The sequence below is a fragment of the Flammeovirga sp. MY04 genome (genome assembly GCF_001682195.2).
Taxonomy (GTDB): Bacteria; Bacteroidota; Bacteroidia; order Cytophagales; family Flammeovirgaceae; genus Flammeovirga; species Flammeovirga yaeyamensis.
Window position 1 is genome coordinate 1,468,633 of sequence record NZ_CP003561.2, and the last position, 17,650, is coordinate 1,486,282.

Here is a 17,650-nt window from a genome sequence, read left to right on the forward strand (position 1 = left end):
TATGAAAACTTTCATTTTAAGCACTTTATCTGTTTTACTATTTTTCTCTTGTGGGTCTACTTCAAGCGAAAAAAAAGAAGAAACTAAACAAGCAGCTGTTTCAACTACAGAAACAGTTCAAGCCGTAAAAATTGGTGAAACAGCACCAGATTTTAACCTAATCGGCATAGACGATCAACAACATGCTCTAAATGATTTGGCTGGAGAAAAAGGTGCTATTGTTATATTCACATGTAACCACTGTCCTTATGCTATTGCTTATGAAGACCGTATTATCGCTTTAGACAAAAAATTTAAAGCAGAAGGATATCCAGTTATAGCGATTAATCCTAATGATCCCGCTGTTCAACCAAAAGATTCGTTTGATAAAATGAAAGAAAGAGCGGATGAAAAAGGATTCACTTTCCCTTACTTATTTGATAAAGGACAGAAAGTATTCCCTACTTATGGTGCAACAAAAACTCCTCATGTTTTCTTATTAAACAAAGAGAACAATCAGCTAGTGGTAAAATATATTGGAGCAATTGATGATAACTACAAAGATGCTGATGCGGTAAAAGTAAAGTTTGTTGAAGACGCTATCAATGCACTTCAAAACAACACGGAAATTGCTGAAAAAGAAACAAAAGCAATTGGTTGTTCTATCAAAGTTGCTAAAAGTTAGTCCATTCATTTATTCGTATTAACTTGCAGTAAAGAAACTATTATTGTATCCGGGATTCAATCTCGGATACACCTTACTTAATATGGCTGAAAAACGTAAAAAAATATTTCCCTTCTCCTCCTTAGTATATTTAACTCTTTTTCTCTTAGCGATTTATGTGTACAAAAACCCTGATACTAAAGATAAAGTTAAACCTTATGCAAAGATCTCTTATGCTTACGCTTTAAATCTTAGGGATTTAATTGAAGCACCATTTTACAAACATGTTTCTGGATACAGTATCAAATTGCCTAAAAAATACACGGTACATGGTATAGATGTCTCCCACCATCAACAATATATTGATTGGTCAAGAGTAAGCAAAATGCACGCACAAGGTCAATCAATTAAATTTGCATATTGCAAGGCAACAGAAGGATTGGATCATTCCGACAGACATTTTAGTCATAACAAGAAAAGAAGTAAAGAACATCAGATCTCATTTGGTGCTTATCATTTTTTCAGACCCAAAAAAGATGGAAAGCAACAAGCAGAATTTTTTCTAAATACGGTAGGCGATTTAGCTCCTGCTGATATGGTTCCTGTAGTCGATATAGAAGTTTTAGATCGAGTAAGCCCTAGTACAATGAGAAAAAGGTTAAAAGACTTTCTCCTACACATTGAAAGTACAATTGGCGTTAAACCAATGATCTATACTGGAGATGTTTTTTACAAAGATTATCTGAAAGGATACTTCCCAAAATATCGTATTTGGATAGCGAATTATAGTAATGGAACTCAATCTTCTGAAAAAAGGTGGACGATGTGGCAACATTCTCAAACTGCTACAGTAGATGGGATCCCTGGAAAAGTAGATATGAACGTTTTTTATGGAAATTGGGAGCAGTTTAAAAAGGCTATGTTAATTGGCTTTCAATAAATTATGATTTTACATGAGTTATTAACCCTTTAATTCTATTAAATTTGTAACCTAAATAAAGACATCAAACTCATGAAAATTTTTAAATCATATACTTACGTACTTCTTTTTACTTGTTTAGGATTCTTTTCTTGTCAAGATAGTATTATCGAGGATCTTCCTACTCCTTCAGGTAATTTTCTTTTAAATCTTGTGGCTATTAATAATGATGTCGATGAAGGTGCAGGATGGAAAGAGTATATGATTACAGAAACCAACTTAGGAATTCATCAAATTGATTTTCTTAAAAATGATTCTGCTTTTACAGCCTTTCAAGATCAGTATCAATATGAATTGATATTTAGAAAAAGTTTTCCTGAACTTAATTTCACTAATCTTCCTGTCAATACTTACGATAAGGTGACTATCTCAATGGATAATCATTTAGATTCAGATGAAAGTGTAGAAATCAATGGGCATTATACTCCATCAAGTCCAACAAAGATTGATTTTTATTTTAAGACAAATGAAGAACTCTTCCTTACTCATACATTGGAAGAAGATTTAGTAATTACCGATGATAAGAGTTTTCAATTTGAAATTGCTTTTCATCTAAAGAAGATTTTTGATCAAGTGACGTTTAATGAATTAGAAAAAACTACTATTGAAGAAGAACTAGAAAATGGACAAATAGTTAGTAAAGATATTATTCTTATTGACAAAGAGAATAATATGGGTACTTATCAATTTATACTTTCAGAATTTCAAAAAAGCATTCAAACTAGACTTGTTGTAGAACAGCCTAGGACTTAAGAATGTCTTGTATAATTTTAATATGATGATTGGTATGGATGATCATCATCTTCTTTGCTTCTTTTACATTCAATTCTCCAAAAACGAAATGTCTGAAGTAATGATTTTCCGAAAGTGTATCAATTTGTTCTATCAATTGATAACCTTTATCTAATTCCATTTCTACGATAGATAAATCTACATTACCGAAATTATTTACATATTTCGGCGCACGTGCTTTACCTCTCGGCATCTTCTTTATCAACTTTATTATCCACCACTTAATATTAAATACAGATTGATACTGTTCTGGATTTGAATTAATTAAAGCCTCACAAATTAAATTCATTGACAATATAGAATGGTAAACATGCCAATCTACCCCTGCCTTAGAGACACTTGGAACAGTCTTTCTAAATGCTTCTGTTTGTGTATAAATAACTAGTTGGTTTATTTGGTCAAGTAATGTCATAGTTCATTATTTTTAGTACTATTTTAATTATGAAATAATATTCATTTTTCATTTCTCAATGTTAATATCATAAATTAAATTGATTTTTGTTTAACTTCTATAAAACAAAAATATTTATATCTCTATAAACACATTGCACATTGGCTATCAAATACTTATACTGTTGTAAAACTTCAAACAACTGTTAAACAGTTTATGATAAAATTGATTTTTACTTCATTTTTCAAAATCCTAAAATAATACAAAAATCAATTTGTTAATTGAATTATTCAAAGAACAATTATATTGATTTTATGAAATTTCAACCAAAAAAATTAACCCACCAATGAGTTTTGTTATTTTTATATATTCCCACTAATGTAATATTTATGAATTATTTTATTTCGACAAACAATAAAGTCCTCAAACTAAAACTTCAAGGGAAAATAACAGATGATGAACTACTTATTTCTTTGAACGAGTTTGCAAAAAAGATTGCTGAGGACAAAATTATGGTAGGTGTGGTAGACGGTAAAGAGTTAACAAATACTATGGAACTTGCCTCTAAATATAGTGTTATATCCACTTTAGAAAGGCTAGGATTCCAAAGAAATTGTAGATTTTATATCGCATCTAATTCACCAATTGAAGAATCACGTATTGTAGAAAATATAGCTTTTAATAGAGGCTGGAGATTGTACATGTTTGAATCATTAGTTGAAGCCACAGCTGCAGCAGAAAAATTCATTTTAAACAATTCTGAAGTAATATAAAAGACACAGATAAAATCTGTGCCTTTACTACTATATTCATAATTAAGTGTGTTTCAAAATTGATTAATTATGTACTCTTCATTCATTAAACACACACAAAACAACACTGTTTAATATTTTAGTGACTTACTTTTAGGTAACTTATCGATACAATACCATAATCTGAAGTATCTAATGATTTACCTTTCATGGACTGCATATAATTACCTGCTTTAAAATAGTTGGAATCACTATTACAGCCGTTAAATCTGTAGATTTCAGTTCTACCTCCATTGGCTAAGTTGTATAAAACAACGTTTGAGTTTTCAAAGACAAGTTCCAAGTGCATTTCTTGATCTAATGCCCAATTACCATCAATAAAGTCACCTGACATATCGTCATTTTCTTCTGTTACCCAACCCATAATTTTCAGTCGAGCTGAACCAGACGATTGGTTTGGATCTCCTTCATATTGCACTCTAATGACATCATCATATGAGTTAGAAGGGCCGTGAATCTGACCAAAACAAACTTTACCTGAACTTGGCAACTGATTCACAGTTACTTTCCATTCCATTCTATTTATTCCTGATCCACCATCCCAATAAATATTCGACGATCCATCTGCAGTTAATTCTCTAAGTTCAGTTCTCGGATTACCAGAACCCGAAGAAGTTGGATAACCTGCATAACATTTAAAGAAAACGTTTGTACCGTCTGTATAGAACCAATTATCGTTTTCGTAAGTAGATAAGTTTGGAGTATTATCTACAAAAGTCGGATTGTTTAACGTTCCAGAGAATGCATTTAGCTTCCAATTTTGTAACCCTAACACATCGTACGGGTAACCGCCACCACCTGTTGGAGGATCTACTGGATCAACCGGATCAGTACCATTTCCTTCCCCATCGGTACCAGCAAAAGTTACTTCTGTGATACTGTTCCAAGTATTAGATGAATTTCCATAGCCGATAATTTGTACATATCTTCCTGAAACTCCATTTAATGACACATTCTCTAATTCCAACGTATTACCTGATGAAACTCCAGAATATACCACCGTTAATTGATCTGTTGCATTTCCAGCCAACACTTCAAAAGTACTTGACCTTACATCGCCCTTAAACCAAGCCACCTTCATCTCTTCGATATTTTTCACACTACCGAAATCATATCTAATCCATTGGCCGGAACCATTTGCAGACCATCTTGTTCCCAAATTGCCATCCACAGTGTTCGATGGAACATTACCATCATCAGAAGAAGCTACTACAGCTATTGCAGTAAGTGGTTCAGTTCCTGAACTTGGAGGCGGTGTTGTTCCTCCATCTACTTCTATTAAAGAAAAATCGTCGTACCTACCCTCTCCAGCGTAGTATTCTCCTTTAATGGTGACGGTGCTTCCTGAGCCAGAATTAAAACTAACTACTTCTTGTGTCCAATCAGAAGCATTACCGCTTCTAGAAGTTTTTACTCCATCTACAGTTGCTGAAATTCTCCAACTTCCTTTAACAAAAGCAGATAATTCATAATTAGCATTTGAATTAATGCTAATATCTTGGGAAAAACTCCCACCGCTTCCTGTGATTTTAGCTGATTTTGTTCCCGTGTTTGCATCTCCAGAAATGGCAGATGGATCAGAATCTGTCCAATTCGACCAACTACTTTCAAAGCTAGCATTAGGAACTGTAACTGTTGTTCGTAAGTTACTTGGTTCGTTTTCTTTTTCTATACTAACCTCATTCTGTTGATTAGTACATCCTATGATGCTTCCTGTTAGGAATGCTCCAACAATCATTTTATTGAATGTATTTTTAAATACATTGTACTGGTTGTTCATGATTAAAATTATTAATGTGTAAAAATTCAAGTCAGTTATTAGTAGTTTATAAAGTGCTACCCTTGGGTAGAAACTTATTATCTGATAAAAAAAGTCAGATAATTAACACACATAATTTTAATGAATGAAAGGTGATCAGTTAGTTATACTTTTTTTAGTAAAAGAGGTGAATGGACCACCTCTTATGGGTATTTACGATCTATAATTATGTCCAATGTTAGTTAGTTCGAAGGTCCATTCTTCGTTGTTTAGTAGTTTAGTTGTCCGTCTACTTCAGCATATGAAATGTTAGTATTGTCTATCTGTCTATTGTTATCTTTTTCCATTTCATATTTAACACATATACAAATTATTGGTTGGCCACCTGATCATTAAATATCAAGTGGCCTTTTGAAATGAAATGTTAATCTATTTTCTTTATTTCTACCAAATCATATCTTGTTTCAACATCACCAAAGTTCATGGCAAACCTTAACTGAGTAGTGGCAGCATCCATTTTGATGATATAACTTTTTTGTTCGTAATCCGAACTGCTAGCAGATAACGGTAAGTCTTCATCCACAAAAGTGATACTGTTGTCTGGATCTTCCATTACTAATTTACCTGCAGATGTCCCACCTGACTTACTTACATACCAGAAGCTTACACGGTATTCAATTCCTCCTGTTACTCGAATTGTTTGATCTAAGTACTGACTATCGTTTCCAATTTTAGCTCCTGTACTTTCGTCTGGTGGTGTTGGTGAACCCGATCCTGAGAAACTACCCCAAACACTTCTATCACTACACTCAAAACTTGGGCATTGAAACTCTGGCACTAATTCGTCTACTACAACTACTGTAATAGTCGTATCAGAAGTGACATCATTACCATCTTTTGCAGTTAAGCTAACTTCAAAAGTTCCCTCTCCACTGAAAGTATGTACTGGGTTTTTATCTTCTGATGTACCACCGTCACCAAAATCCCAAGCAAAAATACCTGCTGAAATAGATGTATTCGTAAATTCAATGTCTCTAAATTCAGTTTGTGAAGCCTTGTATGTAAAATCGGCAGATGGAGGTGTTAAATCTTCAATAGATCCTACTCCAGGAAGTTCTTCCGTACAAGACAATAAAGCGCCCCCTAAAAGTGTTGCTAATCCTAATTTCTTTATGATTGTTTTCATTTTAGTCTATAATTAATGATTGTGAGAAAAGTTGTAGACTGAATGGTATCTTACACGTATTCAATTTATTTCTATTCAGCCTACAACATTTTGATTAATAGCCAGGGTTTTGACTTAACAAACCATAGCTGGTATCAATTTCTCTTTGTGGAATTGGAAGTAACAATTTAGTAGCGTTGAATGGGAAGCCATTATTTTCAGCAAAATTGCCCATCACTTCTTCAGCTACTCCAAATCTAACCAAGTCGTACAAACGGTGGTTTTCGAAAGCCAACTCCACTCTTCTTTCTAACATCAAAGCGTCTTTTGTTAAAGTTGCACCTGCAGTTAATGTTGAAAGACCCACACGATCACGTATCATATTGTAAGCATTTACTGCATCTGCGTCTGTTGTTGTTTCTGCTCCTGCCATAATTGCTTCCGCATACATTAAATATACATCTGCTAATCTTAGTACAATCCAATCGTTACCACACAAACTATTGTCTGCAGAAGATGTAAGGAATTTTCCTAATTCATTAGCATCTTCTGGGCTATAAAGCACCGCTGCTCTTTCTGTATCGTTTACATCAACATTAGCTTTAAAGTCAGCTGTTACATAATTAATACCACTAGTACTACCCAATTTTGTGAATTCATAAGAAAAATCTTGAGATTCTGCGGTATTGTCGTTCAAGAACTGAATAGCAAAAATGATCTCTGAGTTTAACTCATCATAGAAAACATCCGAAAATTCATCTACCAGAGCATAATCACCACTATTCATTACTGCTTCCAAAAGTGTTTTAGCACCAGAATAATCTCCTGTAGTTAATTTAACTTTTGCTAATAATGCTTGTGCAGCTCCTTTCGTCGCTCTACCCTCTTGGATATTACCTCTAGTAGGTAAATTTTCTACTGCAAACATTAAATCTGACTCAATTTGAGCATAGATCTCATTGTAAGCCCCTCTAGTAGATCCACTTTCATCTCCTGGATTGATAATGCCTGTTACCAATGGTACTTCGCCGAAACCTCTTGTTAGATTAAAGTACATTAAACCTCTATTAAAACGAGCTTCTGCTTCGAATAGCTTTTTAGTGGTATCATCACCAACAACATCTAGAGATGCAATAACTTTATTCGAACGGTACACTACATTGTACATAAATACCCAATAATCTGATAATGTACCATTTGTAGGTGACACATTCATATGTTCAAACTGTGCCCATTCTCCTTCACTGTTCTTAGTTTTTGTATTATCAGAACGCATTTCTGTTAACGCAAATTCTCTTTGAACAGTATTTTGAAGACCATCGTAGATAGCGAAAACTGCGGCTTCTACTTCTTCGGTGTTTGAATAAAATCCGTTATCACCAATGGCTGATATTGGTTTTAAATCCAATTGACTTTCACAAGCAGTAAACCCAATAAGTGCTAAAACTGCAGTGATTTTATATATCGATTTTTTGATTAGCATGTTATATTAGAAGTTTAAGTTGATACCTGCTGAAAATGTTCTATGAATTGGCGCTGCACCTCTTTGGTAACCATAAGTTAATGGAGAATCTAATCCTTGATTAATACCTTCTGGATTGTAACCTCTATAGTCGCTACCCATGATATAAATTAAGTTTTGTGCCGCTACATAAACTCTCATTGAAGAAATACCTACTTTATTTAAAGGTCCTTTCGGCAAAGTATATCCAACATTTAAGTTTCTTAAAGTGATGTAAGAAGCATCCATAACGATATCGTCAGTAAAGATTCTTTGTACTACTTTATCTGCATCTTGGAAGAAGTTTGGATCTGTTTCATCAGTAATATAATCTTGGTTAGAACTAAACTGATTGTTTACATATTGAGGATCCATATTTCTCACTTTGGCACCATGTGAACCTTGGAACATAAAGCTTAAATCAAAACTCTTATAGTTTACTGAGTTCGTTACTGACCAAATTAATTTAGGATAAGGTGACCCTAAGATTGTTCTATCATCTGGATCGATAATACCATCTCCATTTAAATCTTTCACATAGATATCTTGCGATTGTCCGTTAATCGGATAGAAAGGATTTTTGATATTTTCTAATGGAATCTCTTTTTCAACCACATAACCATAGAAAGAGGATACAGGGTGACCTTCTTTTGCTATCCATTCTGCTGGACGTTTAGGGTCTACTGTTGAAATAATACCATCTGCACCAGCCATACTCACGATTTTATTTTCGTTTAATGACATATTCGCAGTAGTTGACCATTTTAGATCTTTAGTAACGATATTCGTTGTTCTTACTTCAAATTCAACACCTCTATTTTCTACCTCACCTAAGTTGACAATAGCTTCTTCAAATCCAGAAGCTGAAGCAATAGGTCGACGTAATAATAGGTCATCTGAATTCTTTTTATAAAGATCTACACTTACGCTTAAACGATCTTTAAATAATCCAATATCAATACCAGGGTTGATTTCAATCGAGCGTTCCCATCTTAATTCAGGATTAGATAATGAAGTTTGGTTAAATCCTGAATAAATATTGCCATCTAATACAGAACCTACTGGAGAAACCAAACCAATTGCAGGGTAACGACCAATAATTCTGTCATCACCATCAGTACCAGAAACACCGTAACTCATTCTCACTTTTAGGTTACTGATCAATTCACTATCCTTCAAGAAATTTTCTTGTGAAATTCTCCAACCCACAGAAGCTGCCGGGAAAACACCATATTTATAGTTTTTACCAAACTTTGAACTACCGTCTGAACGAACACTTAAAGAAACTAGATATTTATCATTATAAGCATAATTGGCACGACCAAAGAATGAAACTAATGACTTTTGATCAGCATATGTTTCTGCTGCAGTTACGTTTGTTTGTGGGATAGTTTTCACATAATCAAAGTTATATCCTGCAGCTTCGATTGTGCTACTATTATAATCCCAGAACTCAAAGGCAAATCCACCAACTGCGCTAAATGAATGATGACCAAATGATTTATTCCAATCTAAAGTTTGTTCTGTTACAAGGTGAAATTCATTTTGACGACGATCGTAAGCTTCCGTTCCTGCCTCTGCATTTCTTGTAGCTTTTAAGCCTACAAATCTTGCATCTCTTTGGTTTCTGTAATCTCCACCGAAAGATGATTTAAAGTTTAAGCCATCTGCGATTTTATATTTCAAAAAGATATTTGAGAAGATCTTCGTCTTGTATTTACGTCTTTCTCTTTCTAAAATTTTTGATATTGGAGATACATTTGATGTTGTACTGATATCTGTTCCACCACTTTCTACAGGCATACCATTTACTAAATCGTAATCATCAAACATTCTTTCCATAGCGTAATCTCCAACTTGTGCATCTGCCCAACGACCACTTTCTCTTAATCTATTTACATAGTTGATAGAGTTTTCGTCAATATATTGAGGCAACCAAGGTGATTGTCTGATTGCATCGTGTAAACCGATAGGGAATTCTCTTTGGTTACTATAAGATGGGTTCACGTTCAAACCGAACGTTAATCTTTTGTTTACTTTCGTTTGTACGTTCAAACGGAAGTTGATTCTGTCATAGCTATCTGTAAGTAAAACACCCTCGTCTTTTAAATAGTTACCAGAGATAGAATACTTTGTTCTTTCTGTTCCCCCTCTTGCGGATAACGAGTGCGATTGAATCGTACCACCATCCATCACTACATCGTCCCATGCTGTTTCAGTACCTAATTGTTGAATGTACTTCATACGGTCAGTAAGTTCTCCGTTATTATTATCTTGAACGAAAGAAGTCCATTCACCTACTGTTTTCAATACATCATTTTTTGGTACTGATTTCACACCAAAGTAACCATTATAGCTAAATTTGGCCTTACCTTCTTTACCTTGTTTATTGGTAATCATGATAACACCGTTTGCACCTCTTGATCCATAGATGGCTGCTGAAGATGCATCTTTTAAAATCTCAATCGATTCTACATCGTTCATATCCAAAGTGGCCAAGTAATCCTGATCTACAACAATCCCGTCTACTACAATTAGTGGACTTGGAAATGAAGTGATTGAACCAACACCCCTCACTCTAATTGTTGGTGCCTCACCTGCTGTAGGGTTAGTTTGCTGAATGTTTACACCAGAAACTTGTCCAGAAAGAGCGTCATCAATTCTGGCAGTAGGAATCTGATCTAAGTTTTCATTCTTAACTTTAGAAACTGCTCCTGTTAAATGTGACTTTTTAACTGACCCATAACCAACGACAACGATTTCATCCAGTTGACTTGCTTCTTCCATCAATTGAACATCCAATGTTGTTTGATTACCCACTGCAACTTCTTGTGTTTTACAACCGATAAAAGAAAACATTAAAATGTCTGTTGATTTTACTAGAAGTGAATAATTTCCATCAAAATCTGTAATTGTACCTTTGTTTCCTTTACCTCCTTTGAGAATAATTGAAACGCCAGGAAGTGAATTGTTGTCCTGATCGACTACCTTGCCTTTTAAGACACGCTCGCTATCTTGTGCGAATGTTTGTCCTGAAAAAAGTACTAGCAAGAGAGTAAATGATAAAAGTAATAATCTTGTGTTCATTTTATTTAGTGAAGAGATTGATAGTACATCAATTAGTAGCGTACCATAATATATATACGCCATAACAATGCGCTATATACTTTTTTGTTGTTAAAAATTGAGAAAATTGGACAGGCGAAATAGGATCACATATAGTGATGTATGTGTTGTTTTATTATATTTATCCTACGGTATTCGAAATGCGGATGATTTTGCCGATGACCCTGCGTTTGAATTGCCTGTTTGGATTAACGTTTCGTTAATCCTTTTTTTTTGTATGATACATTATATCATAGGCATAGTTCATTTTAAAGTTGATAATAATTATATGTCAGTGTTTAATATCCCTTTCAGGTGATTAAACATAGCTTGTTCGGCCAAATCTGGCTCCCTATTAGTTATATGTTCTAGAATTTTATAATGTTCGTCTAATGCTTTGTGAGGTTTATCTCCAATACATACTTCGTTTTCTTTAAAAAACGTAATAATGTCTGGCGCCACAATTAACATTAAAGATTTTAAAACAGAGTTTTTGCTTGCTTCTGCGATTTTTAAGTGGAACATCAAATCGTGTTCTACTGTTTCTTGACCTAACTTTACAGCTTCTTCGTACTCAGATAACGCTTTAGAAATAGAAACAATGTCTTTTTCATCTCTACGTAACGCAGCAAATCTTGCTGTACTTTTTTCTAGGACTACTCGAGTTTCAACAAGTGAATTCATATCGTTGCCTTCTAGTTCTAAAACATCTGTGATTAAACCTTCTAGTGCATCAATTCCGAAACCTGCGACTACAGTTCCACTTTGTGGATGAGTTTTTAAAATACCATAAAACTCAAGCTTACGGATGGCATCACGCACATAAGTTCTACCAATACCAAATAATTCGCTTAATTTTCTTTCGGAAGGCAGTTTATCTCCAGGGTTTAATTGACCGCTAGATATTAATGCTTTCAACTGTTTGATAATTTTATCAACAGGTTTTTCTACTTCTATTTTTCTAAATGTATCAAATACTGACTGTTCCATAATAAATCATTTCATTTTTTGACTGGTCTACCAGTTCTTAGTTTTTCATTTCATAGATTAAATATAATCATCCTTAATCACAAAATGAATGTTTTATTAGAGAAGTTAGTAATATTCTTAATTTTATCTTTTCGCTCATAATACGCAATGAATAGTGTTTTTTTTCATTTCAAGCCATCATATCCGTACCCCGACTGGGTTACCATAATCTGGTAGACCAATTTTACTAGCTTTAAATTTATTATCCAAATATTCCTCAAAATTTATGTGTCGAAAACACACATATTCTAAAATATCTTTAAATATTACAATTTAGAAACTAAAAAAAGTGATATAAATATCTTTTGATATTCATATCACTTTTCTAAATAACAATGTAAATCTTACTGCTTATTTTCCTTCAAAAGCAGTATCGATTTTTGCAACAACATCATTAAGGTGCATACTCTCAATAGATGTTGATCTATATCTGTTACTCATTGACTTAGCCATTTTACGAATACTTACCAATTGTGCTCTTGATACCGCTTTTATATCAGATGATGTTTCTTTTTCATCTTTTAATTTAGATATCAAAATATCAATGTGTACTCTTTGAAGCTCTCTTCTATAAGTATCAATTGATTTACCCGATCTCAATTCTTTCCAAATACTCTTTGTTAAATCATTATTTAATTCAACAATAGAGTAAGCATCGTAAGAAAGGGCAAACTGGTTGACCATTCTTAATTGTCTTGAGTTTTTAAGTAGGTTTTTTAATGTACGTTCTTGCGACTTTCTAATTTGTTCTACTGTACCTGTGTATTCAATTCTACTTAGAATATCTTGATTGATTAACCATTCTGGAGTAGTAAACAATTGCTTGTCTAGGAAGGCTACTGCACGCTTTTGTTTTTCCTTTGTCACGTTAGTGTACACTGACTTTCCTTCTTCAGTCGTCTTATAATCTATGATTACACCACCGACATTATTTGATACATGACCCATATAACGGTTAAACTGTCCAACAGCAGAATAATAGATTTCAGCCAGATCGTTAAAGAATTCACCTTCCACCTTAGTCCACTCTATAAGGTTTGGTAAAATACGTTGTAAGTTTTTGATACCTAACTCACTTGCTAACATAGCGTCTTCACCTAAATCTTCTGTTTGAGCAGAAGGATCAATAACTGAAGGCCATTGTTGTGCCCCATATCTATTCCATGGATTCTTGTTTTTCTCCTTAATCCACTCATTTAAAGTTGGCTTCTCCGCTAGGGCAGATTCTGCTGATGTCAATTTGTAACCATATTCAATCGCCCAATGATCATAAGGTCCAATAATTGGATAAAGACCTGCTCCTTTATCTTCTGGCTGTGCAACGTAGTTCATACGAGCATAATCCATAATTGAAGGTGCTACACCGTGTTTCTGAACAAAACCTGGAGATCTTAATTGTTCTACTGTGTAATTACAGCTTGATCCCATGTTGTGCATTAAACCAATGGTATGCCCTACTTCGTGAGTAGCTACAAATTCGATAAGTTTACCCATTAATTCGGTTTTGAAGTGAGCTGTTCTTGCTTCTGGGTTCACAGCAGCTGTTTGAATCAAACACCAATTTCTTAATAAGTTCATCACATTGTGATACCAAAGAATATCTGATTCTAAAATCTCACCTGTTCTTGGATCATGAACATGTGGTCCTTGTGCGTTTTGAATTGGAGTAGTAATGTATCTGATTACTGAATAACGAACATCTTCTGGTGACCAATCTGGATCTTCTTCTATTGTTGGAGCATCTTTAGCAATAATTGCATTTTTAAAACCTGCTTTTTCAAAAGAGGCTTGCCATGCTTCTACACCTCTTTTTAAATAAGGTCTCCACTTCATTGGAGTAGCCGGATCAATATAATATACAATTGGTTTTACTGGCTCAACCAATTCACCTCTATTATATGCATCCCAATCTTTTGGCTCTAATTTCCATCTAGTGATGAACCTTTGAGTCGCTGCTCTATGTTGATCTAAACTGTAATTCGTTTGTTGAACAGAAAAATAACCAACACGTGGATCGTAATATCTAGGTTGCCATTTTTTTTCTGGTAAAAGGATAAAAGACTGATTCATTTCTACAGAAAGTGTCTTCGTTATCTGATTGTCAGGTAATTTATCACCTTTATAGGTTAATATATGACGTACCTCTACATTCTTAGGGAAAGATTTCATAGAAGAAATCATACTTCTACTTCCATCTAAACCTTTAATGGCAAATTCTTTTCTTTCACGATCCCACATCGCACCAATCATAGCTACATCAGTAGTAAAGAATTTTGTCACATCAAAAACAACAGAAGATGAATCTGATGACAATGCCTCTATATCAAAAGTGAAGACTACGGGTTCGAAGTTATTATTCTTAACTGACTTATAGATAGGTTCTTCTTCTGAAGCAACACTATTATAAGAAACCGAGCGCATCAAAACTTTTTTATCTTTTTGTTCAAAGCGGATAACTTGCTGAGGTCTTGATTTCATACCTGCACCACCAAAGTTCAACCCTTGCACATGACCTGCGATACGAGATACAATCAAGATTTCGTTATCAAAAAGGTCTTTGTTGATTTCAAAGTAATATTTATCGTCTACTTTGTGAGTAGTAAATAACCCTTCTTGAGAGGTTGCTTTATCAGTGATAACTTCACTGTATTCCTTATAAGGTCCTTTTTCCTTTTTAGGAGCTGACTCCTCTGTTTTTGCCTTATTCTTTTTCTTGTTTTTTTTCTTTTGCCCGTAAGTAAAGGTACATGCTAAGAGCACGCACAATAGGGTTAATAGCTTAAAATTATGTTTCATATAGTATTAATAATTGAAATTGTTATTCAAATTGTTTGTTCGATGAATAATACTTTTTTTTCGAGGTCGGGTTTTAACCTACATTTTATAAATTTTAGAAAACTATTAATGAATACAAAATTTGATACTTGATTTTAATAGAATACAACATTTACACTTATTTGTATAACAAAATTCAAAATTGAACATATCATTCAAACAACTCACCTATTATACTGATAATAAGTGATATTCATTTTCCCATCTTAATAGACGTCAAAAAAAGAATTGTTTCAACTCCAACTTAAATAACTTTAACGAATAAATTGGAGATGTATAGTCTATATTCTAAAGAAAATATTACATTTGTGTGTGATTTACTATACTTACAGTGCGACTACTTACAAATGAACCAATTGATTAACATAAATAAATTAATTAGAAACCTGATCATAATATTTTCTTTTGCTATATCGAACGAATTATTTGCTCAAGATTATATTTGGTTTCATTATTTTAATCGGTACAAATTATCTTATAAGTTTTCAATAGATTCTGACATAGGTTGGAGAGAATACTTTGATGCTGAGAGATATCGAGGTCAAATTAGATCTGGTCTGAGATACGATATTAATGCTAACATGTATGCCCGAGGAGGGATTATGTATGTGAATGGTTCTGTAGCGTCAGAAGAAATCCGTTTTTATCAAGATTATGTCTATAGTTTTAAGATAAAAGATATTACCATTCAGCAACGTATACGATTTGAACAACAAACATTTACAGATCCTACCAAAAATTTCAACTTTAGAATAAGGTATAACCCTGCCCTAAAGTTCCATTCCCCTATTGGCCACTGGACTTTGGCGGCTGAACCTTTTGTCTCTGTAAAAAAAGATGGTGGTTACATCGGAGCTAATCGTTTACTTGTTGGTATTAAAAACAAGATTTATGGTAATGTACATCTCACCTTGCAATATATTAATGAGCGGGCCTATAGTAAAGCTGAAACAGGATACATTGCAGAAAATCAAATGATTCGTGTAAGAATTGATCATGTAATACATCCTTTGAGGACAGGACCTCTATTTGGACGTAAAAAAAATAGATAAAACTAGATATTATTGTACTCTTTTGAGGTGTAATTTTTTCCCTAAAATAAATGTAAACACCATCAACCTTATAAGAAGTGTTCCGTTATTATGAGTGTAAATTAATTATACCTCATAAACTATAAGATTATGGAAGATTTCGCTATGGATTTTGAAGATCAAATCTTTGATAACAACGACGGTCTATTTGATGACATGGAAGATCTAGACTTCGAAGATTTGAAAGACGAGCTAGACGCTATTGAAAAGTATGATTTAGATATTGATGAAGAAATTTAAACAGTAAAAGCCTTGTATGACAAAACATACAAGGCTTTTTATATAGAAAAAAGTGAGTGCTTATTGCACTTCTTTCTTTAAAGGAATAAACACCGAATAACTATCTCCCTCCAAATAACTTTTCTTAGCTGCTACGGTCAATACTTTTGGCGTCCCATCTTCTAAATATACAAAAGGTCTTTCTAAACGCTTCACATCTACTTTTTCCTTCCCTTTATAATCAAACGACAAGTCCATTACTTTGTAATTTTTGGCTTTATCCCATTGGTATCCATCTACAGAAGTAATTAACCCCATATATCCAAAAGCATGGTATATTCCATAAAAACGTTCCCTTTTATCATCGTACCAAATCACAGGGTCTTCTGCGTTTAAATCACCTACTGCTAATTTAGGTTGAACCTCCCATGGTCCTACAGGAGTTGGAGAGGTAGCAATAGCTTGTTGTCTAAATATTTTATCTCCCATATTTGGCTTATCTCCTTTAAATAACATCAGATAATAGCCATCGGGGTGTTTGGCTACTGCAGAATTTGACGTAGCATTCACGATTGGTCCGGCAGGCTCAACAATAGGTTGATCTAACCTTTCCCAAGGTCCAAACACACTTTCTGAAACAGCCACACCTATTCTTTGATTTCTCCTTAAAATTTCTCTCAATTCTTTATGTTCTTTAGGATGATATCCCACCTCAAATAATTCTTCTGAAGTAATTTTTCTATCTCCCGTATTGGTTGACATATAATAGAGATAATATTTTCCATCGAAATATCTAATTCTTGGATTGTGAGCAGTGTAAGCATCCCAATGATCGGCTCCCCTACCTGCTAAAACTTCTTCTACATGTTTATAAGGACCTGCGGGATCGTCTGCAATAGCATGGGATATTATACCATGGGTTAACCAACAAAAGAAGCTATTTTCCTTTGGCATTTGAGCATAAAATAAATGGTATTTACCATCCTCTCCTTTTACTATCGATGATCCCCAATTATGAAAGTTATCATTCTTTAAAATATTCTCCTCACCCACAGGTTGGATCATTTTGGTCAAATCTAAATCGTCTGTATCAATATCACTTGATGCCGACGTATTCGATTGAGTACTAGAAGGTTTAGAACACCCAAAAATTAAACCTAAAAAAAATAAGCTTGCGATTAGTCGTTTTGTATATTTCATTTCTTATTTCTTCAAAAGTTGTTTATCAAATTTAATCGTTAATTGAATAACTATAAGAGAAGAATTTATCCAAAAAAAGGGTAAAATAATTTGTTAATAGCTAGAGATTGAAGAATCAAAAAAAAATAT

14 protein-coding genes are annotated in these 17,650 nt (G+C 33.7%); 6 read left to right on the forward strand and 8 right to left on the reverse strand.

Translation table 11 applies throughout. The features are described from left to right. Position 1: 1 nt before the first annotated feature. The 3 genes from MY04_RS25535 (at position 2) to MY04_RS25545 (ending at position 2,375) form a co-directional block, all read left to right on the forward strand. The gene (locus MY04_RS25535; protein WP_066215679.1) at positions 2-664 is read left to right on the forward strand and encodes a thioredoxin family protein; all 663 of its coding nucleotides are present in this window, start codon (positions 2-4) and stop codon (positions 662-664) included. A gap of 82 nt (positions 665-746) precedes the next feature. Continuing rightward, positions 747-1,583 (forward strand): glycoside hydrolase family 25 protein, encoded by an 837-nt coding sequence (locus tag MY04_RS25540; RefSeq protein WP_066215681.1) that lies wholly within the window; start codon positions 747-749, stop codon positions 1,581-1,583. A 72-nt stretch (positions 1,584-1,655) separates the two neighbouring features. Continuing rightward, a complete protein-coding gene (locus MY04_RS25545; RefSeq protein WP_066215682.1) occupies positions 1,656-2,375 on the forward strand; it encodes a hypothetical protein in 720 nt (239 codons plus the stop codon). On the opposite strand, the gene MY04_RS25550 is transcribed toward MY04_RS25545, so the two are convergent. Then, positions 2,365-2,826 carry a DUF1569 domain-containing protein gene (locus MY04_RS25550; RefSeq protein ID WP_066215684.1) on the reverse strand — a complete coding sequence of 154 codons (462 nt, stop codon included), beginning with the start codon at positions 2,824-2,826 and terminating at the stop codon, positions 2,365-2,367. The genes MY04_RS25545 and MY04_RS25550 overlap by 11 nt on opposite strands. Positions 2,827-3,194: 368 nt before the next feature. Between MY04_RS25550 and MY04_RS25555 the strand changes: the two genes are divergently transcribed. Further along, a complete protein-coding gene (locus MY04_RS25555) occupies positions 3,195-3,578 on the forward strand; it encodes a hypothetical protein (RefSeq protein ID WP_066215686.1) in 384 nt (127 codons plus the stop codon). A gap of 118 nt (positions 3,579-3,696) precedes the next feature. Here MY04_RS25555 and MY04_RS25560 read toward each other — a convergent pair whose 3' ends face one another. The 6 genes from MY04_RS25560 to MY04_RS25585 all read right to left on the reverse strand — a co-directional run bounded on the left by MY04_RS25560 (position 3,697) and on the right by MY04_RS25585 (position 14,972). Next, entirely contained in the window at positions 3,697-5,397 is a 1,701-nt protein-coding gene (locus MY04_RS25560; protein WP_066215689.1) for a polysaccharide lyase family 7 protein, read from the reverse strand. A 403-nt stretch (positions 5,398-5,800) separates the two neighbouring features. Beyond that, positions 5,801-6,562, reverse strand: a complete 762-nt coding sequence (locus MY04_RS25565) for a PKD domain-containing protein (protein ID WP_066215691.1) — start codon at positions 6,560-6,562, stop codon at positions 5,801-5,803. 94 nt (positions 6,563-6,656) lie between these two features. Next, complete coding sequence (locus tag MY04_RS25570; protein ID WP_066215693.1) at positions 6,657-8,024, reverse strand: RagB/SusD family nutrient uptake outer membrane protein; 1,368 nt, start codon at positions 8,022-8,024, stop codon at positions 6,657-6,659. Between the two features lie 6 nt (positions 8,025-8,030). After that, the gene (locus tag MY04_RS25575) at positions 8,031-11,129 is read right to left on the reverse strand and encodes a SusC/RagA family TonB-linked outer membrane protein (protein ID WP_066216812.1); all 3,099 of its coding nucleotides are present in this window, start codon (positions 11,127-11,129) and stop codon (positions 8,031-8,033) included. A 303-nt stretch (positions 11,130-11,432) separates the two neighbouring features. Beyond that, the gene (locus tag MY04_RS25580; protein WP_066215695.1) at positions 11,433-12,137 is read right to left on the reverse strand and encodes a FadR/GntR family transcriptional regulator; all 705 of its coding nucleotides are present in this window, start codon (positions 12,135-12,137) and stop codon (positions 11,433-11,435) included. A 390-nt stretch (positions 12,138-12,527) separates the two neighbouring features. Next, positions 12,528-14,972, reverse strand: coding sequence for a zinc-dependent metalloprotease (locus MY04_RS25585; protein WP_066215697.1), 2,445 nt, complete (start codon positions 14,970-14,972; stop codon positions 12,528-12,530). A gap of 386 nt (positions 14,973-15,358) precedes the next feature. Between MY04_RS25585 and MY04_RS25590 the strand changes: the two genes are divergently transcribed. Both MY04_RS25590 and MY04_RS25595 read left to right on the forward strand, forming a co-directional pair. After that, positions 15,359-16,063 carry a DUF2490 domain-containing protein gene (locus MY04_RS25590; protein ID WP_158297915.1) on the forward strand — a complete coding sequence of 235 codons (705 nt, stop codon included), beginning with the start codon at positions 15,359-15,361 and terminating at the stop codon, positions 16,061-16,063. Positions 16,064-16,192: 129 nt separating this feature from the next. Further along, the gene (locus MY04_RS25595; protein WP_169055552.1) at positions 16,193-16,342 is read left to right on the forward strand and encodes a hypothetical protein; all 150 of its coding nucleotides are present in this window, start codon (positions 16,193-16,195) and stop codon (positions 16,340-16,342) included. A 60-nt stretch (positions 16,343-16,402) separates the two neighbouring features. Here the strand turns inward: MY04_RS25595 and MY04_RS25600 are convergent, their stop codons facing one another. Further along, entirely contained in the window at positions 16,403-17,521 is a 1,119-nt protein-coding gene (locus MY04_RS25600; RefSeq protein ID WP_084006133.1) for a glycoside hydrolase family protein, read from the reverse strand. Positions 17,522-17,650: the final 129 nt, after the last annotated feature.